Origin of the sequence: Staphylococcus sp. HMSC059F04 (assembly GCF_001812565.1) — a bacterium.
In the GTDB taxonomy this organism is placed as follows: domain Bacteria; phylum Bacillota; class Bacilli; order Staphylococcales; family Staphylococcaceae; genus Staphylococcus; species Staphylococcus lugdunensis.
In genome coordinates, this window is the sequence record NZ_KV809473.1 from 1 (window position 1) to 11,331 (window position 11,331).

The window sequence follows — 11,331 nt, forward strand, 5'->3', positions numbered from 1 at the left end:
TACTAGACTGAACACCCTCAAGTTCTTCAACATTTAATCCACCCTCAATATAAGTGAACATATCAGTATTATTACTTTCTGCGAATGTTTCCAATCCATACATAAAATAATCGTTATCAAACATAAAACTAGCCATCATATCGCTTATAGTGTCATGTGTACCATCTGGTATTTCATAACCTGCATAATGACCCTCAATACTTCTTATAAGCCCTTCAGTGTGCTTAGGAGACGCTAATTCAAACGCTTTTCTAACATTACAATCTTTGATGTAGATATGACCGTACAAATTACCTTCCATGACCACATACACCATATCAAACGGATCGTTATATATTTTGAATCCAAACGGTGTCTTTTTGCTGCTCTCTAATAATCCTGTGTAGTACCTTAATAACGCAGCTGCTCTTGTTTCAAATTGATTTGCGATAATTTCTATATTCATATTCATTCACTCCTTATTTAGTCACTCTCAGTAACATCGGTACCCATGAAGGTACTTCAGTTTGTTGCCCATATTCTGGATAAGTAATAGCTAATGGTAAACTTGGCACTCTACCATCTAACAAATAGCGCATGACATAGCTTCCTCTATAAACTAGATCAAGATGTTCTCCCTTAACTAACTCAATCAACGCATACATTGTGAGCTTATTCCAACCACTCCAAAAAACGATATTCTTATCCTGATCATGTGTCACACTCGTTTTACCTTTATAGTCATGATCTAACTCTTTAAATAAATCTTCTAACTGATAAATAGGAATTTCCTCATATTCTTTTACATAATCGTACATATACTGTTTAAGTTGCTCTTTTTCCATGTGTAACCTCCTGTTATTTTTATGTCTTATTATTACCATTTGTCACTTGAGCCATAAATTATTTAATAACTGTGTACTATACGTAATTAAATACACAACGATTTTAATTTTTGTGTACCAATCGACGCATTGATAAGCATAGGGATATAGTACTTAGTACACAAAGTACACTAAATTTCCAATGATAGCTTTATATATAATTCAGAAACATATAATAAAACTTTCATCTTTTTTATTTATACTATCTATATATGAATGTGTACTTCGTGTACTAACGTTCTTAATCATTGATATGACAACTTTTCTTAAGTACACACATTTTAAATTCGACTGTGTACTAGAGTGTACTAATAATTTTCATTATATGGATTATGAGAATGGGAAAAGTCAAAACCTAACTCTTCAATTATTTCTTTTTTGATTGCATATCCCAAATGCCTTTCTGATTTATGTTTCACTTGTTTTTGTAATCTTTTCTTATCTGTAATTAAATAACCTTTTTTATTCCATTGTCCTGTAATAGTCTGCATCTCATGACCTAATTTATTTTTAACAGTTTCATTTTTAATACAAAGAAAATCATGTTTATATACCGCTTTAACATCTCCGTAATTTACTGAATCATAACCGTCACCTACGATATTATTTCTATTCGCATCTAAATATTGTAATAGTTCCTCTAACAGTTGCTTAGGTTTATCAATTGTCTTATTGTTTTTAACCATGCTGTCATAGGCTTGTTCAATAATCTTAAAATGATCATGTTCAAATCCATCAATATCATTCAAAACCTCACCGGTAACTTGTAGTAACGCAAAGGCACGTCCTAAACGTTGCATGATTTCATTACTACCTTTTTGATTAAAATACCGTTGATAGCTCTCAAAAGCTTTCTTATACACGTCTTTTTTAGACTCATATTGTTTAATAAATGCCAACCCTAACGTTCCATAGTTCTCCCTAAACGATTTGTCTAATGTGGTAAAATCAAAATTATCTGGATATGGTTGATCTTGTAGTGTAACTACACGTGCTGATACACCCGCTTTTTCATCAGCCATATTTGCGATAGATGATTCACCAGTAGAAATTAAAATATTTCGCCATTCTTTTTTAGCGTTTAGCGTTAAATTAATATTACTTCTTGATTTACTTTCGCCACTAGAAAAGTTATATGTGGCACTGGTAACAAACTTAGGATGTGTGTTACGTGTATCATCTTTAAACATTGGAAATGAGTTCAAAAATGACGCCATTGATTCAATACTATTTTGAGTAGAACTCCATGTCGTAATAAGGTCACTGGTTCCCCAAACACTTGATACTAAGTTGAGTGTGAATGTTTTACCTGTGGATGTACTACCTGATATTTCTACAATAAAGGGCTGTAATCCAAATTCTCTTAATAAAACTGAGCCTAAAGATGCATACAGCATAACCATTACCATTGGTAAATCTTTTATTTGAGCAAACACCTTTTTAGAGTAACCTTGTAGTGTTCCTTTACTTCGAAAAGAGTCTATTAACTTTTGAAACCCTTTATCATTGCTAAACAACTTGACATTGCTGTCTTTCATTACTTCTTGATAAGGATAAATAAAATAACCTTTCACATGCCCCAAACGCGTTGCAACTTTAACATTTAATGGTGGATTATACCGTTTAGATACATTAATATAGTCAACAAGTTTAGTAGATGTCGACGATGTTACATCTAGCTTTTTATTAACCAATTTCAAGAGTTGACGACTATCTGAAATCTCTTCAGCACTCACAGCTATATTTACCGGCGTTTTATTGTCATAGAAAAGCATATTGAAGCTGACCTCGTTACTTTCAATATCTTCAAAGCGTTCAGTGATTTGAGGGATTGTACTTGTGATAAAAACCTTTTTATCTGGTTCACCTTCTTTTTTACTTGGTATAAGTTGATATAAGGCAACACCGCATTGATGATGTTCAATTTCATATCCTTTCGGTATAATTTCTTGTAAGGCACTATCTTTTTTATTAATTTTTTCAATTTTATCAAGTACATCACTTTTACCTGTTTCCATACAAAGCTCCTTTCTAATTGTTATAGTGTTTATTTAATATCGATTGAAAAGTAGCGTTGATTTCTTGTTCTTTCATAGGTGGTTTACATGCGAATTGTCCCCATAATAAAGCATATGAATACACAATATAATCATTAACGTGACATCTTAATAAATGCCCAACTAAGCTAGCTAGTGCATTGTTACGATTGCCTTCGGTTGTTCCAAAGCTTAACTCACGCCAGTACGCACTATCACGTCGCGTATATCCTATAACATTAGGACTAGCATTTGATTGTTTATACTCCTTTGACCACTGTTCGAGCATATCAACATCCATAATTGGACAGTCATTCACTCGCTTAATAAATATGTGCCCTTTTTGAATAACTGTTAATGCAAAACATCTACTTGGCTGATATGAACCTTCATCAACTTTGTGGCCAATTTTATTTGCTAATACTTTTGTATATTTACGATAATCATCTGCACTTATGCGCTCATTTAGAGGGATATACAGGCGTATTCTAGATTGTTCAGTTGTATGGCTGAACGATGTGTGCCAAAACCATGCAACATTGCTTAAAGCTGAGCTGATTGCTTCATGTAATTGCTTTAAATCATTTATTTCATCATAATCAAGTACAATCACATTTCTGTATATGACATTTTTATCGTTTCGATGCTTTTTGATAATTTCACCATGATCATTTGCACCGTCTTTAATATTACCGTACACAGCAACACCACGTGCATACTTATAATTTGCTTCTATAGGCACAGACAGTTTATTAATTAACTTACTCCATTTAGGTTTTGAAAAGCTCTTAAATGAACGTGAGTCTAAACTTTCATAATGTACCACTGAAACATGTGTGTCATATTCTAATTTAATTTCATTCATTTTTTGCACCTCTAGTGATTCACAGAGTAAAAAATGTTATAATATAGATGTGTAATTTCTAAATTACTCTGTGATTTTTAATTTTTGTGCGTCATCTGATTCCTCGCCAAAGTTCTCAGATGATGCTTTTTCTAATTCATGAAACTTTTGTATAATTTTATCGAACTGTTCTATATAGAGATGGAATAAATCAAACATTTGATTATTGTGAATACGTCTCTCATGATAAGAAAAACCCTCTCTAATTAATTCATCTTTATTTAAGTTATGATTTGGTTCATGTGGATATAACTCCTCAAAATGCCAACCATGATTATCCTTTAAATCCTCAAAACTATCTTTCAACAACTTTAAATCGCTAAATAAATTTTTAATTTCCCAATTCATTTTTATTCTCCTTTCTCTAATTGAAAATTATTCTTTAATTCTTGTGCGCACCATTTCATTATCAATTCTAAGTGCTTTTCACGACTAACCTCTGAAACCACTTCAATACCATCAACATATTCCGTGTGTTCATAACTTTCCAAGTTATTCATGACACTTAACTCAAGTTGATAAACCACGTGTTCTATTACTTCTTTTTGTTCATTATTCATTTTCTAATCCTCCTGTTAAATTAAATCCATAAGTTACCATCATGCCGTACACACTAAAAGCGACATACATGTTAGATATTGCTAGTAATAAAATTGTTAACAATGAAACTAAGCAGATATAAGTTAAGTACATTTTCATTGCCTTGCCTCCAATAACTTTTTGATATTGACTTGTTTAAAGTCGTTATTCTGGATATTCATATGAGCAGTAAGCTGTTCCATGAATTCATCTACATCAGACTTTTTGAATCTGTACGTAGATCCGACCATATAATATTTCATGCCATTATTAATAAGTAATTCTTCAATAGTAGGCTTACTTAAATTCAGATAGTTAGACAACTCTTTGTAAGTCATAAAATATTTCTCTTTCGCTAATTCGTCCACACGTACATTGATAGCCTGCTCAAGTAACTCACGTGCTTCATCTTCATCAATATTAATGTTGAACATTGGTTTATGCCTCCTTTACTTCAAATTCAAATAATTCATTTACCTCAACTTGTAAAACTTCTGCCATTTTCTTAGCTAATTTAGGGCTTGGAATCTTTTTACCATTAATAATTTGGCTTAAATAAGAAATTCCAACACCTGTTTCACGAGATAAATCAGATAAATTAAAACCTTTTAAGAACATAGCTTCTTTAAACTTTCTAGTATTCGCTAAAATAGTCATAATTAAAATCCTCCTTCGTTTTTGACTGACTTCTCAATCAATTTATAACTTTATTATACATAATCGTTTTTCTTTTGCAATAGTTTTTCGACTGACTTCTCAATCATTTTTTATTTTTTTGTACATAAACGTCCAAAAAAATGCTATTATTAACATAATTAGGAGGTTTGTAATGATTAGAAATAGATTGTCTGAACTACTGTCAGAAAGAGGACTAAAAATATCTCGTGTTGCAAAAGATGTAAAAATAGCAAGAAGTTCACTTACTTCAATGACACAAAATGATTCTGAAATGATAAGATATGATGCTATAGATAAATTATGTAGTTATCTGCACATATCTCCTTCAGAATTTTTTGAACATAATCCGATCAATTTTGACTTTACTTTTGATGAAGAACCGAATTATAAAATTAATGATGTTTTCGAGGGATTTGAAGTAACTGCAAACATTACTCACGCTTTTTCGATTGAAAATTTTGACTTTGAAATTTTAGTAGACGTCGAATTAGATAATAGGCAAAAATTAAATTTTGACTTAGACGTCTCATATAAAGAAACTGAAAAGATAACTAATTCACAACATAGATTTATTTTCACGATTAAAAATGAAGATGAAAATATCGGATTAAAAAAATACGTTGATAGTTTATCTGCAGGCCTTAAAAACTTGTTATTTAAAAAAATTAACCAAAAGTTAAGTGGGTATGTTTCTGAAATAATAGTAAAAAATATAGACGATATTGAAGAGCTTTTTCCAAATAAAGGCGAAAAATGTACGACTCTACATAAAGAAATTTTACAAACTGATAGCCGTTTATCTAGTGATATTTTTAAAGAATATTAATCGAGGTAATCAAATGGCAAGTTATGAAAAACGCGGAAATACATGGCGCTATCGTATATCACTAGGAAAAGACGCAAAAACGGGCAAATATAAATATATTTCAAACTCAGGTTTTAAACGCAAATCAGACGCTAAACACCACGCTGAAATGGTAGAACGTCAATTAAGAACCGGTGATTATATCGCACCGTCCACATCTACATTTAAACAGGTTGCTAACGATTGGCTTAAACAATATGCTAACGAGGTAAAAGTAAGTAGTGTCAGAGCACGCGAGAAAGCCATACACCACGCCATAGAACGCTTTAACAATAAACCAATACAAACTATCAATAAACATGATTATCAACGCTTTGTAAATGATATAAGCGCACAGTATAGCAAGAATTATATTGATAGCATTATAGCCTCTACGAATATGATATTTAAGTACGCATACGATATGAAATTAATAAGAATAATGCCTAGCGAGGGTATTAAACGACCTAAAAAGAAAGTTAGTGTGGAAGAATTAGAAGATACTGAGATACATAAAAAGTTTCTTGAAAAAGATGAATTATTTCAATTCCTGGAAATTGCCAAAAATCACCATTCACCACAAAATAGCTTTGAAGTATTTTGTACATTAGCATATACAGGCATGCGTGCAGGTGAATTATTGGCATTGAAGTGGTCTGATATAGACTTTGAGAATAACACAATCAATATTACAAAGACTTATTACAATCCAAATAACAATAAAAAGCAATATCAAATACTTACACCAAAAACTGAAAGCTCAATCGGAAAAATTCCAGTTGATCCTCATGTGATTAAATTACTTAAAAACTATAAAGTGGATGTTCAGGACACATGGAAAAACGAATTGTATGTAGATAATAATTTCGTTTTTACTGATGTTAACGGCTACCCTCTTGTAATTAAAAAACTACAATTATGGATAAAAGCTATACTTAAAAAGACTGACATAACTAATAAACAAATAAGCACTCATTCATTTCGTCATACTCATTGTGCGTTACTTATAGAGGCTGGTGTGCATATTAAGGAAATACAAGAACGCTTGCGCCATAAAGATATAAATACCACTATGAACATCTACGCTAAGATTACGAACTCATACAAAAAAGACGCTTCCCAAAAGTTTAGTAAACTCATGGAAAACGTCTCAAAAGATTTATTTTAAAATTTATATGCCCAAATTATGACCATTGAAGATTTCAAAAGCTACTACAACAGTGTTCAACGGTCTTTTTACATCATACCTGGCATGCCGCCGCCCATTGGTGGTTGGTTATTGCTTTCAGGTTCAGGAATATTAGCTACAACTGCTTCTGTTGTTAAGAACATTGCTGCAACACTTGCTGCATGTTGTAAAGCTGAACGCGTTACTTTTGTTGGATCAACAATACCAGCTTCTAACATATTTACCCATTCGTTAGTAGCAGCGTTAAATCCAACACCAGAGTCCGCATGTTTTAAACGTTCAACGATGATTGAACCTTCTAGTCCTGCATTTTCTGCGATTTGTCTAACCGGTGCTGTTAATGCTTTTAAGACGATATTGATACCAGTCTCTACATCACCTTCTGCTTGAATATCGCTCACTTTTTTATAGATATTAACTAGTGCTGTACCACCACCAGCAACAATACCTTCTTCTACAGCTGCGCGAGTTGAGTTTAAAGCATCTTCAATACGCAATTTACGCTCTTTTAATTCTGTCTCAGAAGCTGCGCCAACTTTAATTACTGCAACGCCCCCAGCTAATTTTGCAAGACGTTCTTGTAATTTTTCTTTGTCAAAGTCTGAGTCAGTTTCTTCAATTTGTGCTTTAATTTGACTAACACGTGCATCGATATTGTTATTGTCTCCATCACCATCAACAATCGTTGTATTATCTTTCGTTACTTCAACTTTATTGGCACTACCTAACATATCCATCGTTGCATCTTTAAGTTCTAAACCTAAGTCATCAGTAATCACTTGTGCACCTGTCAAAATAGCTAAATCTTCTAACATAGCTTTACGACGGTCACCAAAGCCTGGTGCTTTAACAGCAACTGCAGTGAATGTTCCACGCATGCGGTTTAGAACGATATTAGTTAATGCATCACCTTCTACTTCATCAGCAACAATTAATATTGGTCGACTAGATTGAACGACTTGTTCTAGTAAAGGTAAAATATCTTGGAATGAAGATATTTTTTTATCTGTAACTAATATATATGGACGTTCTAATTCTGCAGTCATTTTATCTGAATCCGTAACCATATATGGTGATTGGTAACCTCTATCAAATTGCATACCTTCTACAACTTCAAGTTCAGTATTGAAACCACTAGATTCTTCAATAGTTATAACGCCATCATTACCTACTTTATCCATAGCTTCTGAAATATATTGTCCAATCTCTTCATCTGCTGCAGAAATAGCCCCAACTTGTGCAATTTCATTTTTATTTTCAACTTTTTGTGATATATCATGTAATGCTTCGATAGCTACTTTAACTGCTTTATCAATACCTTGACGTAAGCCAACTGGATTTGCACCACTCGTTACGTTTTTAAGTCCTTCTTGAATCATTGCTTGTGCTAGCACTGTAGCAGTTGTTGTTCCATCCCCAGCAATTTCATTTGTTTTATTAGCTACCTCTTGAACTAATTTTGCCCCCATGTCTTCATATGGATCTTCAAGTTCAATTTCTTTTGCGATTGTCACACCATCATTAGTAATAAGTGGTGCAGCATATTCTTTATCTAAAACAACGTTACGTCCTTTGGGTCCTATTGTTACTTTAACTGCATTTGCTAATTTATCCACACCACGTAACATTGCTTGACGTGCGTCTTCTGAAAATTTAAGATCTTTTGCCATTCTATTTAACCTCCATTAAAATATGTGTCTGTAAAAATTGAATTCTATAAATTATATTATTATTCTATAATTGCTAAAATATCATCAGCATTTAATATTAAATATGTGTCGTTTCCTTGTTTTATTTCAGTTCCCGCATATTCTTGGAATACAACTCTATCCCCTTCGTTAACATCTGGAGTGATACGTTGACCATTTTCAAGTTGTCGACCTAAACCTACCGCGATAACTACACCTTCATTAGATTTTTCTTTAGCACTATCAGTTAAAACAATGCCACTTTTAGTTGTTTGTTCTTGTTCTTTTTTTTCAATTACTACACGATTACCTATTGGTTTAAGCATGTGTTTTCCTCCTCAATGGGACAAATATTTTAGCACTTTAACAAGTAGAGTGCTAAGCTACTTTTTATATTAATCAAAGTTGGTCAAAATTTCAAGCAAAAAGCTTCCTTCTTTTTTGTGCTAATCTTGCTTTTAAGATACAATATAATAAGTGTTATTTACATTTATTGGAGGTACTTTATGTCCAGAATTTGGATTTCTTTCCTAACAATAGTCATCTATGCACTAGCTCAATATCTACCTGTATTTATAATTAAATTAACTAGTTTTCAAATTAAGTCACCTACACAGCTATTGCATGTTGCTATTTATATTCAAGTTATTTTATTTATCATTGCAGCGATCATTATTATTTTGCTGCAAAAAGTAATTAAGAATCCAACTAAACTCGAATCAGATTACAAAGAACCTAAACGTTATTTAGTTCAATACGCATTATTAGGTTTTATCGTCGTAATGATTTATCAAATGTTTGCTGGTTTGATTAATACTTGGATTTTTGGTGAGCTTAAAGCCAGTCCTAATACAGAACGATTGATGGACATAGCTCGACAAGCACCAATATTTATTATATTAATTTCTATCGTAGGACCTATTCTAGAAGAATATGTTTTTAGGAAAGTAATATTTGGGGAAATTTTAGATAGGCTTAAAGGAAATATAGTAATGCGATTTCTAATTGCATCTGTTGTCAGCTCATTACTCTTTGCACTAGCACATAATGACATAACATTTATTATTGTCTACTTTGGTATGGGAATGATATTTTCACTTGCCTATGTATTGACTAAACGTATCGCAGTGTCAATTATGATACATATGATGCAAAACGGTTTTGTTGTTATTATGCAAGTTTGTTTCGGCGATGTGCTTAAACATTTACAAACGCAAGCAAATGCTATTTTCCATTTATTTTTTTAATCAAAGAATCCCATCTAAGCTTATATTACTGCTAGGATGGGATATTTAACATTTAAAGTAGGAAATTGAACTGATAAAACATTTGCTACGTCGATTTCTAAAATGTTTAAATACAAAACGTAAAGCTGGAACATAATTTCCAAAATAATAGCACACAGATGGTTTGACATTAATCATCTGTGTGCTTCTTTTATCTTCAATACTCCGCATTATTGGTTCGCATACTTAGGGAATCAGTTTCAGTCGCCCCAACTTGCGTTGCTCGTGGACTTTCTTTTGGAAAGTCTTTGTGTTGGGGCCCGCTGTTCTTTTATATGTCTTGGCGAAGTGTTTCGTACTTTGTCTTAGTAGTACTTAATATAAAAAATAAGGCGCTGGTAATTTGTCAAAAATATTTATATCCTAAACTGAAATAAATATTTATTCATTTATTGCTCTTTTTCCTTTTGACGATTGATGAACCAGTAAACCATTACGGCAACAAAAATCATACACATACTTCCAATAAGCGTTATATTTAAACGATTAAATTTAACATCTGTCATGCCTTGCTTATGGTCTTCACCTTCTGCAGAAATAATTTTATCCTCAGAACGCTGAGTATGATTATCTTCACCTTTTTTATAAACTGGTTTTTTCAAATCAGGCATTGAACCAATTTCTCCAGTTATTAAAGCTAATACCTGCTCATCCAAGTTTTTATAGTACTTTGATGAGTTTGTTGGATTGAAATATTCAAATCTAAAATAATTTGAACCACGTTGTAATGAATTTAAATAACTATTGCCACTAAAATTTTGTTTTCTAAAAAGTGCATATAAATCTTGATCAGAAACTTGGTTACCACTCTCGCCAAGTTTGTTTACCTGTTCTATAATAAATGGATTATATTTAAATGAGCCAATGGCTAATGATTTAAATCGTTTCATGATTGATTGACGTTGATTGTTAGCAACAGGTCCCTCATCATAATGATTTCGTGGAAAATAAGATGACGAATTACGACCAGAATCATGTCCCCGTCCATTAATTTGATTAATGAAATCATCCGAGACATTATGATCTGTTTTCTCTCCATTTTGAGGATATTGTTGTCCATTAGATGTGTTCCAACCTTGATTTCCATTACCGTTATTTTGTTCATTATTGTTATCTTTATTATTTGGTTGATTCGTTGGTTTGTGACCATGACCACCATTTTGTGTTGGTGGCTGTGGATGAGAAGGTGTTCCCCCATTGTCCTTCCCGTCGGATGGCTTGTTATCTTTACCTCCGTTATCCGTACCATCCGATGGCTTGTTTG

15 protein-coding genes are annotated in these 11,331 nt (G+C 32.4%); 3 read left to right on the plus strand and 12 right to left on the minus strand.

Annotated elements, in window-relative coordinates:
* The 9 genes from HMPREF2864_RS08670 to HMPREF2864_RS08710 all read right to left on the minus strand — a co-directional run.
* Positions 1-445 (minus strand): pathogenicity island protein (locus HMPREF2864_RS08670; protein WP_070545279.1); only part of this gene is annotated, 445 nt, incomplete at its 3' end.
* A 13-nt stretch (positions 446-458) separates the two neighbouring features.
* Entirely contained in the window at positions 459-824 is a 366-nt protein-coding gene (locus HMPREF2864_RS08675; protein ID WP_002445372.1) for a hypothetical protein, read from the minus strand.
* A 347-nt stretch (positions 825-1,171) separates the two neighbouring features.
* Complete coding sequence (locus HMPREF2864_RS08680; protein WP_002445371.1) at positions 1,172-2,881, minus strand: DUF927 domain-containing protein; 1,710 nt, start codon at positions 2,879-2,881, stop codon at positions 1,172-1,174.
* Between the two features lie 13 nt (positions 2,882-2,894).
* Entirely contained in the window at positions 2,895-3,764 is an 870-nt protein-coding gene (locus tag HMPREF2864_RS08685; protein WP_070572179.1) for a primase alpha helix C-terminal domain-containing protein, read from the minus strand.
* Between the two features lie 63 nt (positions 3,765-3,827).
* A complete protein-coding gene (tscT, locus tag HMPREF2864_RS08690; protein ID WP_002445368.1) occupies positions 3,828-4,151 on the minus strand; it encodes a type II toxin-antitoxin system toxin TscT in 324 nt (107 codons plus the stop codon).
* Positions 4,152-4,153: 2 nt separating this feature from the next.
* Positions 4,154-4,363 carry a type II toxin-antitoxin system antitoxin TscA gene (gene tscA / locus HMPREF2864_RS08695; protein WP_001058489.1) on the minus strand — a complete coding sequence of 70 codons (210 nt, stop codon included), beginning with the start codon at positions 4,361-4,363 and terminating at the stop codon, positions 4,154-4,156.
* Positions 4,356-4,502 carry a hypothetical protein gene (locus HMPREF2864_RS08700; protein WP_000784893.1) on the minus strand — a complete coding sequence of 49 codons (147 nt, stop codon included), beginning with the start codon at positions 4,500-4,502 and terminating at the stop codon, positions 4,356-4,358. Before HMPREF2864_RS08700 ends, tscA begins: the two co-directional genes overlap by 8 nt.
* Positions 4,499-4,816 carry a helix-turn-helix domain-containing protein gene (locus tag HMPREF2864_RS08705; protein WP_002445364.1) on the minus strand — a complete coding sequence of 106 codons (318 nt, stop codon included), beginning with the start codon at positions 4,814-4,816 and terminating at the stop codon, positions 4,499-4,501. The genes HMPREF2864_RS08700 and HMPREF2864_RS08705 overlap by 4 nt, the downstream gene beginning before the upstream one ends.
* Before the next feature lie 4 nt (positions 4,817-4,820).
* Positions 4,821-5,039, minus strand: a complete 219-nt coding sequence (locus HMPREF2864_RS08710; RefSeq protein WP_000153640.1) for a helix-turn-helix domain-containing protein — start codon at positions 5,037-5,039, stop codon at positions 4,821-4,823.
* A gap of 172 nt (positions 5,040-5,211) precedes the next feature.
* Here HMPREF2864_RS08710 and HMPREF2864_RS08715 point away from each other — a divergent pair, with 172 nt between their 5' ends.
* On the plus strand, positions 5,212-5,886 hold the full coding sequence (locus HMPREF2864_RS08715) for a helix-turn-helix domain-containing protein (RefSeq protein WP_002445345.1): 675 nt from the start codon (positions 5,212-5,214) through the stop codon (positions 5,884-5,886).
* Between the two features lie 13 nt (positions 5,887-5,899).
* Positions 5,900-7,072, plus strand: coding sequence for a tyrosine-type recombinase/integrase (locus tag HMPREF2864_RS08720; protein WP_002492309.1), 1,173 nt, complete (start codon positions 5,900-5,902; stop codon positions 7,070-7,072).
* Between the two features lie 68 nt (positions 7,073-7,140).
* On the opposite strand, the gene groL is transcribed toward HMPREF2864_RS08720, so the two are convergent.
* A complete protein-coding gene (groL, locus tag HMPREF2864_RS08725) occupies positions 7,141-8,763 on the minus strand; it encodes a chaperonin GroEL (protein WP_070545275.1) in 1,623 nt (540 codons plus the stop codon).
* 59 nt (positions 8,764-8,822) lie between these two features.
* Positions 8,823-9,107, minus strand: coding sequence for a co-chaperone GroES (gene groES, locus HMPREF2864_RS08730; protein ID WP_002461410.1), 285 nt, complete (start codon positions 9,105-9,107; stop codon positions 8,823-8,825).
* Positions 9,108-9,287: 180 nt separating this feature from the next.
* Between groES and mroQ the strand changes: the two genes are divergently transcribed.
* Positions 9,288-10,028 (plus strand): intramembrane glutamic endopeptidase MroQ, encoded by a 741-nt coding sequence (gene mroQ, locus HMPREF2864_RS08735; protein ID WP_002461411.1) that lies wholly within the window; start codon positions 9,288-9,290, stop codon positions 10,026-10,028.
* A gap of 428 nt (positions 10,029-10,456) precedes the next feature.
* On the opposite strand, the gene HMPREF2864_RS08740 is transcribed toward mroQ, so the two are convergent.
* Positions 10,457-11,331, minus strand: an 875-nt coding sequence (locus HMPREF2864_RS08740; protein WP_218086065.1) for an SdrH family protein, incomplete at its 5' end; no start/stop codon positions are given.

Coding starts and splice junctions, on each gene's coding strand:
- HMPREF2864_RS08675 (WP_002445372.1), bottom strand. CDS start 824: ATGGAAAAAGAGCAACTTAAACAGTATATGTACGATTATGTAAAAGAA.
- HMPREF2864_RS08680 (WP_002445371.1), bottom strand. CDS start 2,881: ATGGAAACAGGTAAAAGTGATGTACTTGATAAAATTGAAAAAATTAAT.
- HMPREF2864_RS08685 (WP_070572179.1), bottom strand. CDS start 3,764: ATGAATGAAATTAAATTAGAATATGACACACATGTTTCAGTGGTACAT.
- tscT (WP_002445368.1), bottom strand. CDS start 4,151: ATGAATTGGGAAATTAAAAATTTATTTAGCGATTTAAAGTTGTTGAAA.
- tscA (WP_001058489.1), bottom strand. CDS start 4,363: ATGAATAATGAACAAAAAGAAGTAATAGAACACGTGGTTTATCAACTT.
- HMPREF2864_RS08700 (WP_000784893.1), bottom strand. CDS start 4,502: ATGAAAATGTACTTAACTTATATCTGCTTAGTTTCATTGTTAACAATT.
- HMPREF2864_RS08705 (WP_002445364.1), bottom strand. CDS start 4,816: ATGTTCAACATTAATATTGATGAAGATGAAGCACGTGAGTTACTTGAG.
- HMPREF2864_RS08710 (WP_000153640.1), bottom strand. CDS start 5,039: ATGACTATTTTAGCGAATACTAGAAAGTTTAAAGAAGCTATGTTCTTA.
- HMPREF2864_RS08715 (WP_002445345.1), top strand. CDS start 5,212: ATGATTAGAAATAGATTGTCTGAACTACTGTCAGAAAGAGGACTAAAA.
- HMPREF2864_RS08720 (WP_002492309.1), top strand. CDS start 5,900: ATGGCAAGTTATGAAAAACGCGGAAATACATGGCGCTATCGTATATCA.
- groL (WP_070545275.1), bottom strand. CDS start 8,763: ATGGCAAAAGATCTTAAATTTTCAGAAGACGCACGTCAAGCAATGTTA.
- groES (WP_002461410.1), bottom strand. CDS start 9,107: ATGCTTAAACCAATAGGTAATCGTGTAGTAATTGAAAAAAAAGAACAA.
- mroQ (WP_002461411.1), top strand. CDS start 9,288: ATGTCCAGAATTTGGATTTCTTTCCTAACAATAGTCATCTATGCACTA.